A 17,051-nucleotide genomic window follows, 5' to 3' on the forward strand; every position below is an offset into this window, starting at 1 on the left:
CGCGACGACGTACCGGTCAGAGGACCCAGTTCACCGCGCTGATCCGTCCCTTCCCGTCCACCCACACCTGGATACCCACGACGTCGCGGCAGCTGGGTCGGACGCGCTTGTCGACGACGGTCACAGACCTGCCCAGCGTGGACGCGAGCTCGCGGCGCAGCAGGACGTAGGAGTCCGGACAGCGGCCGGTCATCACCCGGACGACGGCAGGACGAGTCATCGCGGCGAGCTTCGTGAGCGGCGAGGCGCAGCCCTCACCGTGCTCGCACAGCTCCCACGAGCGTCTGTCCAGAGGCATGTCCAGCCGGGGCTCGACGGTCTGGTTGCCGATGAGGAACTCGACGTCGTGGGCGAACGACGGTGGTGCTGCCTCCCCGCGCGCCCAATCGAGCAGTGCCTTCGCCTGCTTGCGCACGGGCCTGAGGTCGCACTCGCGGGTTACGCCGCCGGTCTCCACGCTGAGCGTGACCGTCTCGCTCCCGGTGACCCGACGTGGGCCAGGGCTCTGTGCCACGACCATGTCGGTCGCGCACCCTGCTCGCCACTCGATCTCGGTGTCCAGGCCCAAGCCGGACAGGAGGTCGATCGCATCCCGCTTGTGCCTGCCGACGACGGCGACCAACCTGCTCGGAGTGGCCGGTTGGAGCCGGGTCGCCGATGCTGAGGCCTCGACCGCCCCAGGAGCCTCGGGCGACACCGCCGAGGACGCCGTGTCGTCCCGGCTCGCCCCCGAGCAGGCCGCGACACCGATCAGGGCAAGCAGCGTTGCCGTGGTCCGAAATGTCCTGCGCACTCTTGATTGACGCACTGCGGCGGCACGGAGTTGTCATCGGTCAGAGGACGACCCGCCTCGTGCATCCCACTGGCTCGGGGTTGGGACCCAAGCTCATCCAACGGCGGGGTCTGTCGTCCGCCAACACCAATCAGCAGGAGCCTTCTTGCGCCGCACGGGCCCTTGCAGAGTGGCGTCGCGTAGCGTGCAAGGACGAGACGCCCAAGGAGAGAACCATGCGCAGTGACCTGTTCGGCACGAACCTCGAGTCAGCCACGACCGACCGCTTCACGTTGCAGAACCCCCGCATGCTCCGGGTCGCGCTCGACGGGGACGTGATGGCACGGCAGGGAGCGATGGTCGCCTACCAAGGCCAGGTCGACTTCGCCTACCAAGGATCCGGCGGCTTCGGGAAGTTCGTGAAGAAGGCCTTCACCAGTGAGGGCATGTCGCTGATGAAGGTCTCCGGCAAGGGTGACGTCTTCTTCGCCGACGACGCGATGGAGATCCACCTCGTGAACCTCGAGGGCGACTCCCTCACGGTCAACGGACGCAACGTCCTCGCCTTCGACTCCACGCTCACGTGGGACATCAAGCGAGTCGAGGGCGCGTCGATGATGGCGGGCGGTGTCTTCAACACCACCTTCACCGGCACCGGGACGATTGCGATCACCTCGCACGGCTCGCCCGTGGTCCTCAACGTCGATGCCCCCACCTGTGCCGACATCCAGGCGGCGGTCGCCTGGTCGACGTCGTTGACCACGAGCGTGCGGCGTACCGCTGGTGCCAGCGCGCTCATCGGTCGCGGCTCGGGGGAGGCGTTCCAGCTCGTCTTCAACGGGCAGGGCTTCGTGATCGTCCAGGCCAGCGAGGGCCGAATCGCGCCGCCGCACAGCCACTGAGCCGTGCGCTCTCCCGCTCTGTCCTACGACGCCGTGCGCGGCCAGGTCCAGGCCGAGCGGAGGATGTAGGCGAGGAGGACCACTTCGACCACGGCGCCGAGGCCGTAGAAGTACATCCAGGACTCGCCGACCACGTTGAACGCCGAGACGGGGACGTAGAGCGATGCCACGACGAGGTTGAGCGTGCGATTCACGCGGGCGGGCAGTGCCATGGAGAGCAGGATCATCAGGCTCGGGACCCCCACGAGCATGAGCGACAGGACCACGAAGGTCTGACTGATGTCGAACTCGAAGACGACGCCGGCCAGGATGTCGTCGATGGCCCCGGGCTTGTACAGGTGGAGGTAGTCGACGTAGATGTAGAAGAACATGAAGCTGGTCCAGGCGGCGGCGAGCCTCGCTCGGACCGGCACGGGCGGATCGTGCAGGGCTGTCGGGGTCTTGGTCGTGGTGCTCACGGTCTCTTCCTTCTCATCGGGTTGTCGCTGTCACGATGACTGAACGTCGGCCGGGTGCCATCGGTCAGCCGGCCCGATCTTCCTGGCCTTTGGTACGAGTGACTGCTCGCCGTTCGGCTGATCGGCGACAGGCGCGGCGGGCAGCCGCGGCGTGCGCGCGTGTTCACCGTTCGTCGCCACCGAAGCCGGGCGTCTGGACGCACGCGGAGAGATTGTTCTCGAAGGTGACGGCGCACTCGTTCGCTCGCAGGTCGTCAGCGACCGGTGGCACCCACACGCTCGCCGCCCAATAGGCGAGGTAGGCCGTGACGACCGCGACGACGGCCGCACTGCCGGCGGCGAGGAGACGTTGGCCATCGGGACGGTGCCTGCGCCACAGGCCCGCCGCGAGCACGGCCGCGATGGGCAGGAGGTAGAACGCCTGGTACGCGTAGCGGAAGGCGTTCGCCGGGCCGCAGTCATCGTCCTCCTCGTGGCACGGCGTGTCGGTCAGGATGTCGATGTAGATCCACCCGAACAGCACGCCGAACCCTCCCGCGACGAGGAGGAGTGGCCACGCGATCCGGTCGAGGTGGGTGCGACGTGTCATCCACCGCCACACGGACGCTGCCCCCGCAAGGAAGAACCCCACGGGTGCGGTGATGGTGGGAAGGTCCTCGGCCTTGCGTTGCCACATGTCGCGCTCAGAGAGCTCGAACCGCACGCCGGGCATCGTGACCGGGGACAGGAACCACATGTATCCCAGGTAGAACGCCGTTCCGCCCAACCCGATGAGAAGTCCGAGGAGAAGCACCCGGTTCCGGGTCACCAGGACGCGCCGGCGGTCCACGGCGTCTTCGCTGTCCAGCGCGAGTCTCGGCACGGGGGACAGTGTGCCCGCGGCCGGGCAGGTGCACCTCGACCGCGCTGCGGACGTGGGCGAGGCAGCCCTGTTCGAGGGGGAGGCCCCGGTAGCGTCCGGGGGTGGCCAGTCCTCGACGATCCGGTGCTCGTCGACGCAGCGCGTCCCCGCGCCGGAGCGGCACGCGGCAGCAGCAGCGGCCGCTGCCGACCGCCGGGCCGGGGGAGCGGCTGTGGGTGCTCGACGTCCCGTACGGGACGCAGGTCGACGGCGCCACCTGGCACCCCGCCCTCAAGACCCACCTGTACGTCGGGTGCGCCTTGCCCGCACACCTCGCGCCCTACTCGCCGGGGCCCTACACGCTCGGCCGGTTCATCGAGAACAGCCTCAACCCGGACCGCCCGACGCCCAGCCCCGAGCCGACCGACGAGCTCGAGCCGCGGAGGATCCAGTTCGAGGCAGCCGACGCGATCGCGGCGCGCGCCGAGGCGGGCGGGCGGCAGTTCCTGCTCGCCGACGAGCCCGGCGTGGGCAAGACGATCGCCGCGGTCCTCGGGGCGACAGCGGTGGGCGACCTCCGCAGCGCGCGACGGGTGCTCGTCGTGGCCGACCGCCCCGCCGCGATCACGATCGGCCACTGGTGCCGCACGATCACGGCGCTGGGGGACGGCGGTCTGGAGTGGGTCGTCATCACGTGGGACCGGCTGGAGAAGGTCAAGGACCACACCTGGGACGTGATCATCGCGGACGAGGCCCACGCCCTGCGGCGTACGACGACGAAGCGGTGGAATCTCTGGGCGCGGATCTCGGGACACGGGAAGCCGCACGACAGGGCGCCGTTCGTCATCGCCACCACCGCGACGCCCGGACACACGCCCCTCGAGCTGCCCTACCTCGCGCCGGCCTACGCCCAGGTGCTCGACGAGTCGATGAAGGAGTGGACCTCGGCGACGCAACCCGGGGACGCGTTCGCCACCGCGCTCGAGCGCCACGGCGTCGGGGTGGAACGGGGGCGCTACGGCGCGACGTGGACCACCGACCCGGCGCGGCGCGCTGCGGATCTCAAGCTCGTGCGCGGCTGGCTCGACGAGGAGCGGCCGCCGGCGATGCTGCACCGTGCCGCGCCATGGGGGCCGGTGCCGATCTCCGGCATGCCCGTGGCGCTCACGCCGGCCGAGCGGACGGCGTACGAGGCCGAATGGGGGGAGTTCTGTCGCGAGATGGACATCGCCCGGCGCGGCCGCAACGTCGCCAAGGGGCGGGCCGCACTCCTGCGCTTCCGGCAGAAGGCCGGGCTCATCCGCGTCGACTCGACGGTCGCCTGGATCGCACAGCAGGTCGAGGCCGAGCGACAGGTGGCGTGCTCGGTCGAGTTCGTGGGGACCGCCGCCGACCCGATCGCCGACCGGTTGCGTGACTCCGGCATCGAGGTCGCCACGATCTACGGCCGCGACCGGTTCGATCCCGAGGCCGAGCGGCTCCGCTTCCAGACCGGGCAGGCGAAGGTCTGCGTCTTCACCACGGTCGCCTCGATCAGCCTGCACGCCGGCGAGACCCTCGCCGACGGCCGCCGTGCGAGTACGCAGCCGCGGGTCGGTGTCTTCCACCAGGCCCGCTTCTCGGGCATCGCCGGACGACAGGTGACCGGTCGCACCCACCGCGACCACCAGGTCTCGCCGTGGCACATCGCGTACGCCGAGGGCACCGTCGAGGAGCAGGTCGGCAAGGTGATGGTGGAACGGATCGCCGCGGCCTCCGACACCGTGGGCAGCGACACCAGCGGCCTCGCCGACCTCGCCCAGCTCCTCGGAGCCGACTGGCTGCCCGTCACGTCCCTGACCGAGGACGGCGCCTGACCGCGCGGCGGGCCCTCGCGTCGCCGGGGCTACCGCCGGGCGAACATCGCGTCCTGTGCGTAGCCGTCGTGGGGCGATCCGGTGTAGGCGTCGATCTGGGGCGAGACCGCGAAACGGTTCAGGCCGGTCCAGACGATGTTGACCGCGTCGTCCGAACCCACCGCCAAGCCTGTGTAGTCACCGTCGAAGACGTTGCAGTCCTTGCCTTCCGCGTCGGTGATCGGCGGATCGGTGTAGCCGTCCGGTCCGCAGATCGCCGGCCACGCACTCTCGGGAACGTACTGACCGGCCCAGTGCGTGACCGAGATGTCGACCTGCTCGGTCGGCTGCCGGCCCGTGCCGTCGGGCATCAGCGCCTCGCGTCCGGTGGCCACCGCGGCTCCGCTCGCCGGCGTGCGCGGAGCGATCGTCAGGTAGACATGATTGAACGTGTCGTCGCGGTCGCCGCCCGGGTCGGCGATGTTCTCGTTCGAGTCGTACGCGACCGCCAGCGAGCCGTCGGAGCGGAAGTCCGCCCACGGGAACCACTGGTCACCGGGCCTCGCATCGAGCGTGATTCGCGGGTTCCACGACGCGCCGCCGTCCCAGCTCTCGGCCATGTAGATGTTGGTGTCGGTGACGGCGTCGCACGGGTTGTAGTCCGGTGCCTCGCCCGGAATCTGGTCGAGGCAGCTCGCCGGTGCCGCGTCATGCGTGCCGGCGAAGTTGTCGTTGTACACCACCACCCAGTGCGCGGGGTTGCTCGGATCCGCGGTGATGGTGCCGGGCGACTGCCACCGGATCTGGTGACCGGTCACGGTCTGCCGCCCGATCACGCTCCAGGGCAGGTCGGCGTAGCCGTCCTCGAGGTTCGCGACGACGACCGGTGCGCTGAAGCTCGCCCCACCGTTGGTCGACTTCACAGCGAGGACGGTCTGCTCGTACTCGCCGGGGGTCTCCCAGGCCGACTCGATGTTGGCGGTCACGAAGTGGACGACGAGGTCACCGTTGGATGCCACCTCGGGGATCGGGAAGCTGTCCTCGTCGCACTCCCCGGTGGGCCCGGTGCTCTGCGCGGTGCACAGCGCGTTGGATCCCGAGATCTCCTTCGGGCGCGACCAGGTGCGCCCACCGTCGTCGGAGTACGCGAAGTACACCGACGACTCGGCGTAGGAGCCGTGAAGGGCGTTGAGGTAACGCGCCGCAACGACGTAGGAACGGCCGTAGAAGGGGGAGGAGGGGACGTTGTCGACCGTCAGCCATTCCTTGTCGAAGAACGTCGCCCGGTTCGCCGGTCCGAGGGCCGCGCCGTTGCCCTTCATGACGGTCACCGCCTCGCTCCAGGTGGTGCCACCGTCCGGGGAGTGGCTCACCGACACGTCACCCTGGGAGACGAACGGACCGCCGAGGCCGCCGACGTTCTCCAGCTGGGCCATCATCGCCCAGCCGGTCTGCGGCGTGTTGCCTGACAGCCTGCCGTTGAACGCGGGCGAGGGGTCACCCGCGCCGTTGCCGCTGCGCATCGGGACCTGGCCGTCGACCCAGCTGGCGCCGCCGTCGAACGAGGTGAAGAAGCCGGTCGGAACGATCGCCTGGCGGACGCCGGTCGAGTTGTTGAACCGGTAGAAGTAGTCGTTGGACCCGGCCAGCAGGTGGGTCGGCACCTTGGGGTTGACCGCGATCGCGAGCTCGTTGTCGGGGTTGAAATCCTGGCGGTAGGGCTCCTCGTCGTTGCACGAGATGTCCATCGCGCCGGCGGGTGAGCCGTACGCCGAGCCGGCCTCGACCGCGCACCGGTACCGCTCGATCTGCACCTTGCTCAGCTGCCCGCCCCCGCCGGTGGTGCTACCGGTGTCGAAGGGATCGACCACCGGGCGGACCACCATCCGGCTGGTCGAGAAGGGCCTGTCCCGTGCTTCGGCGCCCACCGCCAGGAAGGCGGTTGACATCGCTACTGCTACGGCTCCGATGATGACCGACCTGCGCGACATGGCCACTCCGTACGTGCCCGGGCGAGCTCGGTTGCCCACGACGACGGGACACCTGTCTTGCATCGTCCGCCCGCAGCCCGTCGGAGGTCAATCACCCGAATCGGTGACCGCGGCCGAGGCGTCACGGGTCACGAGGTCGGGCACCGTCAGGTCGGGGACGACCCGGTCGACGGCCACGGGGCTACGAGCGCCTCACGACGCCGGCCCGAGGACGCAGAACTCGTTGCCCTCGGGATCCGCCAGCACGACCCACGACGCCTGGTCGCCCTGGCCGACGTCGACGCGGCGTGCGCCGTGGGCGAGCAGGCGAGCGACCTCGGCGTCCTGGTCGTCGGGCCGGAAGTCGAGGTGCAGGCGGCTCTTGGCCTGCTTGGCCTCGTCGATCCGCACGAAGTCCAGCCCCGGCATGCGGTCCGGCTCCGCGCGGATCTCGAACTCGTGCTCGGAGGAGTAGACCTCCACCCAGCCGAGGGCCTCGGCCCACCAACGCCCGAGCGCCTCCGGGTCCTGCGCGTGGACGAGCACCTGCTCCCATTCCAAGCTCATGGGGCAGAACATAGGGCCCGCCGGGCGCGAGCGACAGGCATTACCCGCCGGGACACGTCGTGGGTCCCAGGGAGCCATGGACGTCGACTCCCGGTCGTGCCACCGTGGAACGAAGCCCTCGTCCCAGGGAGAAGCCATGGAAGATTCAGCGTCCTGCCCGGACTGCCACGCCCTGACCGACGACCTCGCGGCTCATGAGCGCTGGCACTCGCGCCTGATCCACGACCTCGCCGTCGCCGTCGACAAGGAGAACAAGCGCCGCGACGCGGCCGGCACGCGCTGAAGGGCCGGCTCGGCCGCCGCACCCGGTGTGAGCGGCGTCCTCGTCCTGCCCGCCGACGGGGGCCCCTCGTCGTACCTCCTCCGCGAGCTGGTGGCCGCGTCGTGTAGGCATGGGGTGAGGACAGCCGACGAGGGAGTGATGGATGAGCCTGATCATGTCGCGCCGCGACCTGGAGTTCCTGCTCTTCGAGTGGCTCGACACCGAAGCGCTCTTCGAGCGGAAGCGGTACGCCGAGCACTCGCGCGACGTCGTGGAGGACCTGCTGGGACTCGCGGAGCGGATCGCGACCGACCACTTCGCGCCGCACAACCGTGACGCGGACCTCGCGGAGCCGCGCTTCGACGGCGAGCGCGTCGAGCTGGTCCCGGAGGTCGAACCGGCGCTGCGGGCCTTCGCCGACGCCGGCTTCATGGCCGCACCCCTGGGCGAGGAGGCCGGCGGGCTGCAGGTGCCCTCGTCGGTCTTCGGGGCGTGCATGGCGTGGTTCCACGCGGCCAACGTCGGTACGGCGGGCTACGCGCTGCTGACCATGGCCAACGCCCACCTCCTCACGGTGCACGCGACCTCGGAGCTGGTCGGCCGCTTCGTGGAGCCGATGACCACGGGCCGCTTCTTCGGCACGATGGCCCTCTCGGAGCCGGAGGCGGGCTCCAACCTGGCCGACATCACGACCCGGGCCGAGCCGCAGCCCGACGGCACCTACCGGGTCTTCGGCCGCAAGATGTGGATCTCCGGCGGGGACCACGAGATGGGCGAGAACATCGTGCACCTCGTGCTCGCCCGCACCCCCGGCGCCCCGCTCGGCACCAAGGGGATCTCGCTGTTCCTGGTGCCGAAGTTCCTGGTGGCCGAGGACGGGTCGGTCGGCGAGCGCAACGACGTCGTCCTGGCCGGCATCAACCACAAGATGGGCTTCCGTGGCACGGTCAACACCGCTCCCGTCTTCGGTGAGGGCGCCTTCACGCCCGGCGGGAGCGCGGGCGCCGTCGGCTACCTCGTCGGCAGCGAGAACCGTGGCCTGCCCGCCATGTTCACGATGATGAACGAGGCGCGGATCGGCGTCGGCCTCGGCGCCACGGCCCTCGGCTACACCGGCTACCTGAAGTCCCTGGCCTACGCGCGCGAGCGGCTGCAGGGCAGGCCGCTGGGTGCGTCGCCGGAGTCACCCCAGGTGCCGCTGGTCGAGCACCCGGACGTGCGCCGGATGCTGCTCGCGCAGAAGTCGTACGTCGAAGGGGCGCTGGCGCTCAACCTCTACTGCTCGCGGCTGGTCGACGACATCGCCTCCCTGGACGACGCGACCGCGACGGCCGAGGCGGAGAAGCTGCTCGGGGTCCTCACCCCGATCGCCAAGAGCTGGCCCTCGCAGTGGTGCCTGGCGGCCAACGACCTGGCCATCCAGGTGCTCGGCGGCGCCGGCTACACGCGCGACCACGACGTCGAGCAGCACTACCGCGACAACCGGCTCAACGCGATCCACGAGGGTACCCACGGCATCCAGGGCCTCGACCTCCTCGGTCGCAAGGTGCTGATGGACGGCGGCGCCGGGCTGGGCCTCCTCGTCGGCCGGATGCACGAGACCGCGCGTCGTGCCGCCGGCACCGGGGACACCGACGGCGAGTGGTACGCCGCGCAGCTCACGGCCGCTGCCGACCGGCTGGTCGAGGTCACGGGTGCCATCGGGAGCCGCGGTGACCAGCAGGCGATGCTGGCCGACGCCACCGCCTACCTGGAGGCCACCGGCCACCTGGTCGTGGGGTGGCTCTGGCTCGAGCAGTGGCTGGTGGTCCAGGGACAGGAGTCGGCGTTCCACGACGGCAAGCGGGCCGCGACGGCGTACTTCTTCGGCCGTGAGCTGCCGAAGGTCGGGCCGATGCTCGACCTGCTCGCCGCGGGGGACCGCACCACGCTGGACCTCGACCCAGGCGTCCTCTGACCGACCACACCTCAGCGCTGGCGGGCTGGTGGTGGCGGAGCAGGCCGACGCGGGTGCACCATCGTGCGAGGAGCCCGAGCGTCGGAGAGGGTCGAGCCATGACGTTGACGGAGTCGTTCGTCGTGCAGCGTGACGTGACGGCGCCGGGACCGTGGCAGGTCCTGGCCGGAGGCGAGCGCACAGCCGGGTCGGTGATGTTCGGCGAAGCCCGGCTGCCCGCGCGTTCCTCGGGCCCGGGCGTCCACGTGCACACGCGCGAGGACGAGGCCGTCTTCATCATCAGCGGCGTGATGACCTTCCTCGTCGGCGACCTACGGTTCGAGGCCGGCGACGGCGAGCTCGTGTGGCTGCCCCGTGAGGTGCCGCACACCTTCGCGAACCTCGGCGACGAGCCCGTGCGGGCCTTCGGGGTGACCACTCCGGCCGGTCTCGAGGGCATGTTCGCGGAGCAGGCCGAGTACTTCGGCAGCCTGCAGGGACCGCCGGACCCGGACCGGGTGTGGCAGATCGGCGACCGGTACGGCGTACGCGCACTGGGCCCGCCGCTCGACGTCGACTGAGGTCGATGTGTGGCCCTCGTCTCGACGAGACCCACGCTCAGGCTCGGCGGCAGGCCCGGCGGTCGTCCGCATTGCACGGCACGACGGAGTCGGGGCTAGCATGCGCGCTCCGCCCCGAGAGGACTGTGCATGGCCACCGACTACGACGCATCCCGCAAGAGTGAAGACGAGCAGAAGGAAGAGAGCCTGGAGGCCCGCCGCCTGACCTCGGGCGAGCAGGACAAGACCTCCGGCAAGATCGACGAGGACGAGACCGAGCTCGCGGAGTCCTACGAGCTCCCCGGCGCGGACCTCTCCCACGAGGTCCTCTCCGTCGAGGTCACGCCGAGGCAGAACGACGAGTTCACCTGCACGTCCTGCTTCCTCGTCCAGCACGTGTCCCGACGGGCCGCGCCGGGCACCGACCTCTGCCGCGACTGCGCCTGACGCCGGCGCCGGCCACTCACGGGTGGTGGAGCCGTGGGCCGGCCTCGCCCCGCGACCGGGTGAAGCCCTCCTGGAAGGCGTCGTCCTGCCGGACGAGGTCCGCGCCGGGAGCGTCGGGGGAGGCGTCGTACTCCATCGTGGACGCGACCACCTCCACCTCGATCCACCGCGGCTCGTCGAGGCAGCTGCGCGGCACGCTCATGGTCAGCATGTCGCTGGTGTAGTCGACGTCGACGGTCGCGGCCTCACACGTCGAGGAGGCGTCCGGGGCGTACAGATCCACCTGGTGCCTGCCCAGGTGGGCGAGCGCGGTGAGCTGACGGCGCGAGTCGTCGGCGTCGGTCGTGAGCCAGGCGGTCAGGTCCAGGTACTGCCCGCGCTCCAGGTCCGCGAAGGCGACCTCGAACGTCAGGTCGTCCACCCCGTGGTCGATGGTCGTGGTGACGATGTCGGCAGTCGTGTGGCCGGGGTGACCGTCGACGCCGGCACGGTGGGTTGTCCGGAGCGTCCACGACCGACGCGCCCCCGGGCCCCGAGCCCGAGACGACGACGTCTCCAGTGACGTCGGCGACCGAGCTCCGCGTCTGGTGCTGGGAAGGCTGCGACGGCGCTGAACAGCCGGCCAGCACCAGGGCGCCCGCGACGACGAGGGCGGACAGCGGCCCGGGTCCGTGCCCGGGTGCCGCACGCAGCACCCGGAGCCGCGTCGGAGCTCCGTGGGACATGGGGTGCTCCCGGGACGGGTCGAGGGGCTGGTCGCGCCATCGTAGGTCCGCGGCGCACCGCGCACCTGAGGGTTGACGAATAGCTGCGCGACGACAATAGTTAGGTCAATGCCTAACTATCACGACGACGTCGATGCGCTCCTCCGGGCGCTCGCGGATCCGACGCGTCGTGCCGTCGTCGAGCGGTTGGCGACGTCGCCGGCCGTCGTGTCCGAGCTCGCGGCGCCGTTCTCGATGGCGTTGCCGTCACTCATGCAGCACCTGCGCGTCCTCGAGGACGCGGGGGTGGTGACCTCGGAGAAGCACGGGCGCGTCCGCACCGTCAGCCTGCGACCGGGAGCCCTCGACGTGCTGCACCTGTGGCTCGGCGAGCAACGCACCGGTGCGGAGCGCCAGGCCGACCGGCTCGGCGTCCACCTGGCCCGCACCCACCCGAAGGAGACCTGACATGACCCGCGTCCGCATCGACCTGTTCGCCTCGCTCGACGGCTACGCCTCGACGACCGACCGCACGCCCGAGAACCCGATGGGGGAGGACTGGGGTCGCCTCACGGCGGCCTACGCCGCGACGCGCACGTTCCGCGCGCGCGTGCTCGGCGACACCAGCGGCGCCGGCACGACCGGCCTCGACGACTCCCACGCCGCCGCGCACTTCGAGGGCATCGGCGCCGAGATCATGGGCGCGGCCATGTTCGGCCTGCACGCCTTCCCCGACGATCCCGACTGGAGGGGCTGGTGGGGTGACCGGCCGCCGTTCGGCACACCGGTCTACGTCCTGACCCACACGGCACCCCGCCCGTCGATCCCGATGGAGGGCGGTACGACGTTCCACTTCCGCAGCACGGCGGTCGAGGACGTGCTCGCCGAGGCGACCGACGCGGCCGGCGGCCTGGACGTGCGCGTCGGCGGTGGGGTCCGCACCGCGCGCGACTTCCTGCGCGCCGGACTGGTCGACGACCTGCACGTCATGATCGCCCCGATCCTGCTGGGGCGGGGCACCCGGCTGTGGGACGACCTGCGCGGCCTCGAGCTCACCCACGCGGCGAGGACCGAGGTGTCGGAGAGCGGCACGATCCACGTCACCTTCACCCGACAGGACCCCTCATGACGACCGAACGTCGACTCGCCCGCGCCGGTTTCACCCTGACCCGCGACTACCCCGTGCCTCCGGACCGCGTCTGGGCCGCGTTCGCCCGGGAGGACCAGAAGCTGGCGTGGTTCGGCGCCGGCGACGCGTTCGAGTCCGGCGAGTGGGCCTTCGACTTCCGGGTCGGTGGGCGCGACGTGGCGGAGGGCAGGTTCCACGACGGCCCGGTCTCCCGCTACGAGGCCACCTACACCGACATCGTCGAGCACGTCCGCATCGTCACGACGTACGACATGTGGATCGACGGGGTCCACATGTCCACGTCGGTGGCCTCGCTCGAGCTCGAGCCGATCGAGGAGGGCACCCGGTTCACCCACGTCGAGCACGGCGTCTTCTTCGACCAGTTCTGGGCCGACGGCGCGAACCGCGAGGCAGGCAGCCGGGGCCTGCTCGACGCGCTGGGCGACCACCTCGCGTGACACGACCGCCCCGTGCGGGACCGTGGTCCTCGGGTCCCGTCGGGCGGAGCTAGGCTCGCCCGCGTGACCGCCACGCTGATCGCGAAGGACCTGTCCGGCGGACACGGTCACCGGGTGCTCTTCGAGGCGCTGGACCTCACCGTCGCCCCGGGCGACGTGATCGGGGTCGTCGGCGCCAACGGCGCCGGCAAGTCGACCCTGCTGTCGCTGCTCGGGGGAGCGGCGCAGCCTATGGCCGGCTCCGTGGAGTGTGCGCCGCGGGACGCCTTCGTCGGGTGGCTCCCGCAGGAGCACGAACGGGTGCCGGGGGAGACCGTCGCGCACTACCTGGCGCGGCGTACCGGTGCCACCGAGGCGACCGCGGCGATGGAGGCGGCGGCCGCGGCCCTCGGGTCCGGCGGGCCGGGGGTCGACGACGCGTACGCCGTCGCGCTCGACCGGTGGCTGGCGAGCGGCGCGGCCGACCTCGAGGACCGGATCGCCCCGGTGCTGGCCGACCTGGGGCTCGACGTCGGGCCCGACGCCCTGATGACCGCGCTCTCGGGCGGGCAGGCCGCCCGGGTGGCGCTGGCCGCGCTGCTGCTCAGCCGCTTCGACGTGGTGCTGCTCGACGAGCCGACCAACGACCTCGACCTCGACGGCCTGGCCCGGTTGGAGGCCTTCGTGCAGGGCCTGCGCGGCGGGGTCGTCCTGGTCTCGCACGACCGGGAGTTCCTCGCCCGTTGCGTCACCCGGATCGTCGAGCTCGACCTCGCACAGGGCCAGGTGAGCGTCTACGACGGCGGCTACGACGCGTTCCTGGAGGAGCGGGCCGTGGCCCGGCTCCACGCCCGGGAGGCCTACGAGCAGTACGCCGGGACCCGCGCCGACCTCGTCCAGCGGGCCCGCACCCAGCGCGAGTGGAGCTCCCAGGGCGTGCGCAACGCGATGCGCAAGAGCCCCGACAACGACAAGATCCGGCGCAAGGCGGCCACCGAGTCCTCGGAGAAGCAGGCCCAGAAGGTCCGCCAGATGGAGTCGCGGATCGCGCGGCTCGAGGAGGTCGAGGAGCCGCGCAAGGAGTGGGTCCTGCAGTTCGACATCGCCGCCGCACCGCGCTCCAGCGAGGTGGTCGCGACGCTCAACGAGGCGACGCTCTCGCTCGGGGAGTTCCGGCTCGGTCCCGTCTCCGTGCAGGTCAACGCCGGCGACCGGATCGGCATCACCGGCCCCAACGGGGCCGGCAAGACCACGCTGCTGCGGTTGCTGCTGGGCGAGTCGGTCCCCGACGCGGGCTCGGCCTCGCTCGGGGCCTCGGTCGCCGTGGGGGTGATCGACCAGGCCCGCACCACCCTGGACGAGGACCTGCCCCTCGGGGACGCCTTCGAGGCGACGGTGCCCTCGATGACCCAGGCCGAGGTGCGCACGCTGCTGGCGAAGTTCGGGCTGAAGGCCGACCAGGTCACCAGCACGGTCGGCCGCCTGTCACCGGGCGAGCGCACCCGCGCGGCCATGGCGCTGCTGCAGGCGCGCGGGGTCAACCTGCTCGTGCTCGACGAGCCGACCAACCACCTCGACCTGCCGGCGATCGAGCAGCTCGAGCAGGCGCTGGCGTCGTACGACGGGGCGCTGCTGCTCGTCTCCCACGACCGCCGGCTGCTGGAGAACGTCAGGTTGGACCAGCGGTGGGACGTCGACGGCGGTCAGGTCGTCGTACGCCACACCTGAGGCCCGGACCGCTCAGAGCAGGCGACCGCAGGTGGGCCAGGGGGAGCGGCCGCGAGCCTTGTAGAGCAGCTTGGCGCGGTAGGTCTGCTCGCCGGGCGACGCCTGGTGCGGCATGCCGGACCCGCCGACGCCGCGCCACGTGGAGACGTCGAACTGGTAGAGGCCGTAGTAGCCGGCCGCGTTGACCGCGCGGGGGTTGCCGCCGGACTCGCAGTTGGCGAGGGCGCCCCAGTTGAGCCCGTCCGTCCCGGGGACGGACCAGGGCTGGCGGCCGACGAGCACCCGACGGGGGCTCGGCTTGCGGACCAGCGTGCGGGACACGACGCGGTACTTCGTCGGCTCGCCGTTGTGGAGCGTGCGCACCGCGACGATCCGTCGCAGGCCCGCCTTCCCCTGGCGGACCACCTTGCGCCGACCGGGGGCCAGCTTGGTGGTGGGGACCTCGACGACTCCGGCCCGGACGCGGGCGCTCTTGGTCCTGCGCTGCTTCTCGACGTCGACGAGGCGCACCGTGTCGCCCTGCCGGACGCGCTTGTTGGTGCCGGTGACCTCGCGGCCGTCGCGGACGACCTCGACCACGTCATTCCCGTCGACCGGGACGCCCTGCTCCTCGAGCAGGCTGGTGGGCCACGCGCGGGGCACGACGGCGACCTCCACGGCAGGCTCGGTGGCGACCTTCAGGCGGACGGAGACCGCGTCCTCGGTGGTGCCCTGGGCCGAGGCGACGCCCGGCACGAGGGTCAGCGCGAGAGCGGCTGCGGCGGTGCCGGCGGCGGCCCCGCGGAGGCGGGCGGACAGGAACGGTGTGGTGGTGGCATGCACAGGCAAGACCTCACGGAGCTCGTTGCGCCGTCGGGGGCGCTCGGACGCGACGCCGTCGGGTCGGGCGTCGAGGCCGCGGCGCGCGACACCTCGCGATGGGAGGCGCCTCTCGTCGTGGAGGACGCAGCCGGCGGCCCCAACACCACAACACGACCCGGTGCGGCACGTCGAATCGGGAACGGCGGCCCGCAGCGGCTCCCACGCTGGTACGACGTCCCGGGCGTGAGCAGGGTCACGACCGGGCGCGGGGCGGGCCCCGGTGCCCGAGACGGCTCCTTGCGCCGACGTTGCCGATTCGTGGACCGCGTGTTGACGACCTGTGACCGAGATGAGGAGGAGTGGGACGTAGATTCATCCCCAGAACCGCCCGCGGACCCGAGACCGTGGGCGGTTCTGCTATTTCCGCTCCGCTGTCTCCGATGGGCCGGGGCTTACCCCAGATGGGGCTTGTCGCCCCGGGCGCAGGGTGCGACGGTCCGAGGATGACCACCTCCGCGCCCGCCCGCCGTCGCGCCGCCGTACTCGGCCTCTGCGCCTCGATCCTCGCCGCGACCGCCACGCTGGCGCCGGGGGGTGGGGCCACCGCAGGCCCCCCGTCGCCGTCCGCGGCGCAGTCGTCGCAGGCCGCCGCACCGGCGCGCACCGGGACGGTGATGACCCGCAACCTCTACCTCGGCGCCGACCTCGGCCCGATCCTGACGGCCCTCGCCAGCGGCAACGCCGCCGCGATCGTCGGGGCGGCGACCCAGACCTGGGGAGCCGTGCAGGCGACGAAGCCCGCCGAGCGGATGGCCGCGATCGCCGACGAGATCGTGGCGGCCGACCCCGACGTGGTCGGGCTGCAGGAGGTCACCGAGTGGACCACCTTCACCTACGACCCGCTGACGGGAGCGGTGAGCAACCCGGTCGTCGCCTACGACTTCCTCGACCTGCTGCTCGATGCACTCGCCGCACGCGGCGTCGCGTACCACGAGGTCGCGGGCGCGACCGCGCACAACTTCTCCTCGCCGCCGATCCCGATCCTGGCCGGGCAGGCCTTCCCGACGGCGGCCGTCCGGCTCGCCGACCGGGACGTGATCATCGCCCGCGACGGCGTGGGCGTGAGCAACGCACGCACCGGCACCTACACCACCATCGTCAGCTTCCCGTTCAACGGCTCCGTCCTCCCGGTCGCGCGCGGTTGGGGCTCGGTGGACGTCACGACGCGGCGCGCGAGCTTCCGCTTCGTCAACTCCCACCTCGAGGCGTTCGGCATCCCGGGCGTGGACGCCGAGGCGGTGCGCGTGGCGCAGGTCGGCGAGCTGCTCGCGGCGCAGGACGCGGTCGCGGCCCAGTCCGGCGTCCTGCCGATGGTCTACGTCGGGGACTACAACTCCGACGCGCCCGACGCGCCGGCGTACTCACGGCTGCTCGCCGGCGTCGGACAGGACGCCTGGACCCGCAGCCACCGGCGCAACCCGGGGTTCACCTGCTGCTTCGGTGCCACCGTCAGTGACCCCGACAACCCGCTCACCGAGCGCATCGACCTGGTCCTGGCCGGCACCGACGTGAAGGCGCCGCGTGCCGACATCGTGGGCGAGGAGCTCGGCGACCGGACGGCGTCCGGGCTGTGGCCCTCCGACCACGCCGGCGTCGTGGCGCAGCTGGTCTTCCCGGCCTCGCGCTAGGGGAGGGGGCGGCG

The 17,051-nt window shown here is 71.6% G+C and carries 18 protein-coding genes; 11 read left to right on the forward strand and 7 right to left on the reverse strand.

Annotated features, from left to right (window positions below; genetic code table 11):
• Nucleotides 1-16: 16 nt before the first annotated feature.
• On the reverse strand, nucleotides 17-415 hold the full coding sequence (locus ASG94_RS21745; RefSeq protein ID WP_156411614.1) for a hypothetical protein: 399 nt from the start codon (nucleotides 413-415) through the stop codon (nucleotides 17-19).
• A 593-nt stretch (nucleotides 416-1,008) separates the two neighbouring features.
• On the opposite strand from ASG94_RS21745, the gene ASG94_RS15080 reads away from it, so the two are divergent.
• Nucleotides 1,009-1,674, forward strand: a complete 666-nt coding sequence (locus ASG94_RS15080) for an AIM24 family protein (RefSeq protein WP_056927316.1) — start codon at nucleotides 1,009-1,011, stop codon at nucleotides 1,672-1,674.
• Nucleotides 1,675-1,697: 23 nt separating this feature from the next.
• Here the strand turns inward: ASG94_RS15080 and ASG94_RS15085 are convergent, their stop codons facing one another.
• Nucleotides 1,698-2,132 carry a DUF6326 family protein gene (locus ASG94_RS15085; RefSeq protein ID WP_056927317.1) on the reverse strand — a complete coding sequence of 145 codons (435 nt, stop codon included), beginning with the start codon at nucleotides 2,130-2,132 and terminating at the stop codon, nucleotides 1,698-1,700.
• Between the two features lie 163 nt (nucleotides 2,133-2,295).
• Nucleotides 2,296-2,994, reverse strand: coding sequence for a hypothetical protein (locus ASG94_RS15090; protein ID WP_056927318.1), 699 nt, complete (start codon nucleotides 2,992-2,994; stop codon nucleotides 2,296-2,298).
• A 101-nt stretch (nucleotides 2,995-3,095) separates the two neighbouring features.
• Between ASG94_RS15090 and ASG94_RS15095 the strand changes: the two genes are divergently transcribed.
• On the forward strand, nucleotides 3,096-4,829 hold the full coding sequence (locus ASG94_RS15095) for a helicase (protein ID WP_056927319.1): 1,734 nt from the start codon (nucleotides 3,096-3,098) through the stop codon (nucleotides 4,827-4,829).
• Between the two features lie 29 nt (nucleotides 4,830-4,858).
• Here the strand turns inward: ASG94_RS15095 and ASG94_RS15100 are convergent, their stop codons facing one another.
• Both ASG94_RS15100 and ASG94_RS15105 read right to left on the reverse strand, forming a co-directional pair.
• Nucleotides 4,859-6,757, reverse strand: a complete 1,899-nt coding sequence (locus ASG94_RS15100; RefSeq protein ID WP_156411615.1) for a sialidase family protein — start codon at nucleotides 6,755-6,757, stop codon at nucleotides 4,859-4,861.
• 234 nt (nucleotides 6,758-6,991) lie between these two features.
• Nucleotides 6,992-7,345, reverse strand: coding sequence for a VOC family protein (locus ASG94_RS15105; protein ID WP_056927321.1), 354 nt, complete (start codon nucleotides 7,343-7,345; stop codon nucleotides 6,992-6,994).
• Between the two features lie 136 nt (nucleotides 7,346-7,481).
• On the opposite strand from ASG94_RS15105, the gene ASG94_RS22200 reads away from it, so the two are divergent.
• From ASG94_RS22200 to ASG94_RS15120, 4 genes are all read left to right on the forward strand, one after another.
• Nucleotides 7,482-7,628: a hypothetical protein gene (locus tag ASG94_RS22200; protein ID WP_200958141.1), complete on the forward strand. Its 147-nt coding sequence runs from the start codon at nucleotides 7,482-7,484 to the stop codon at nucleotides 7,626-7,628.
• A 142-nt stretch (nucleotides 7,629-7,770) separates the two neighbouring features.
• Nucleotides 7,771-9,564, forward strand: a complete 1,794-nt coding sequence (locus ASG94_RS15110) for an acyl-CoA dehydrogenase (RefSeq protein WP_056927322.1) — start codon at nucleotides 7,771-7,773, stop codon at nucleotides 9,562-9,564.
• 98 nt (nucleotides 9,565-9,662) lie between these two features.
• Entirely contained in the window at nucleotides 9,663-10,124 is a 462-nt protein-coding gene (locus tag ASG94_RS15115; RefSeq protein WP_056927323.1) for a cupin domain-containing protein, read from the forward strand.
• A gap of 129 nt (nucleotides 10,125-10,253) precedes the next feature.
• Complete coding sequence (locus ASG94_RS15120; RefSeq protein WP_056927324.1) at nucleotides 10,254-10,550, forward strand: DUF4193 domain-containing protein; 297 nt, start codon at nucleotides 10,254-10,256, stop codon at nucleotides 10,548-10,550.
• A 16-nt stretch (nucleotides 10,551-10,566) separates the two neighbouring features.
• Here ASG94_RS15120 and ASG94_RS15125 read toward each other — a convergent pair whose 3' ends face one another.
• Nucleotides 10,567-10,971 carry a hypothetical protein gene (locus ASG94_RS15125; protein ID WP_056927325.1) on the reverse strand — a complete coding sequence of 135 codons (405 nt, stop codon included), beginning with the start codon at nucleotides 10,969-10,971 and terminating at the stop codon, nucleotides 10,567-10,569.
• Between the two features lie 412 nt (nucleotides 10,972-11,383).
• On the opposite strand from ASG94_RS15125, the gene ASG94_RS15130 reads away from it, so the two are divergent.
• From ASG94_RS15130 to ASG94_RS15145, 4 genes are all read left to right on the forward strand, one after another.
• Nucleotides 11,384-11,722: an ArsR/SmtB family transcription factor gene (locus ASG94_RS15130; RefSeq protein ID WP_056927326.1), complete on the forward strand. Its 339-nt coding sequence runs from the start codon at nucleotides 11,384-11,386 to the stop codon at nucleotides 11,720-11,722.
• Nucleotide 11,723: 1 nt separating this feature from the next.
• On the forward strand, nucleotides 11,724-12,383 hold the full coding sequence (locus ASG94_RS15135) for a dihydrofolate reductase family protein (protein WP_056927327.1): 660 nt from the start codon (nucleotides 11,724-11,726) through the stop codon (nucleotides 12,381-12,383).
• Nucleotides 12,380-12,841 carry an SRPBCC domain-containing protein gene (locus tag ASG94_RS15140; protein WP_056927328.1) on the forward strand — a complete coding sequence of 154 codons (462 nt, stop codon included), beginning with the start codon at nucleotides 12,380-12,382 and terminating at the stop codon, nucleotides 12,839-12,841. The genes ASG94_RS15135 and ASG94_RS15140 overlap by 4 nt, the downstream gene beginning before the upstream one ends.
• A 63-nt stretch (nucleotides 12,842-12,904) precedes the next feature.
• Entirely contained in the window at nucleotides 12,905-14,548 is a 1,644-nt protein-coding gene (locus ASG94_RS15145; protein WP_056927329.1) for an ABC-F family ATP-binding cassette domain-containing protein, read from the forward strand.
• A 12-nt stretch (nucleotides 14,549-14,560) separates the two neighbouring features.
• Here ASG94_RS15145 and ASG94_RS22440 read toward each other — a convergent pair whose 3' ends face one another.
• Nucleotides 14,561-15,370 (reverse strand): resuscitation-promoting factor, encoded by an 810-nt coding sequence (locus tag ASG94_RS22440; RefSeq protein ID WP_056927330.1) that lies wholly within the window; start codon nucleotides 15,368-15,370, stop codon nucleotides 14,561-14,563.
• Nucleotides 15,371-15,852: 482 nt separating this feature from the next.
• On the opposite strand from ASG94_RS22440, the gene ASG94_RS15155 reads away from it, so the two are divergent.
• Nucleotides 15,853-17,037 carry an endonuclease/exonuclease/phosphatase family protein gene (locus tag ASG94_RS15155; protein ID WP_056927331.1) on the forward strand — a complete coding sequence of 395 codons (1,185 nt, stop codon included), beginning with the start codon at nucleotides 15,853-15,855 and terminating at the stop codon, nucleotides 17,035-17,037.
• Nucleotides 17,038-17,051 lie beyond the last annotated feature (14 nt).

Source organism: Nocardioides sp. Soil805, assembly GCF_001429625.1.
Lineage (GTDB): Bacteria > Actinomycetota > Actinomycetes > Propionibacteriales > Nocardioidaceae > Nocardioides.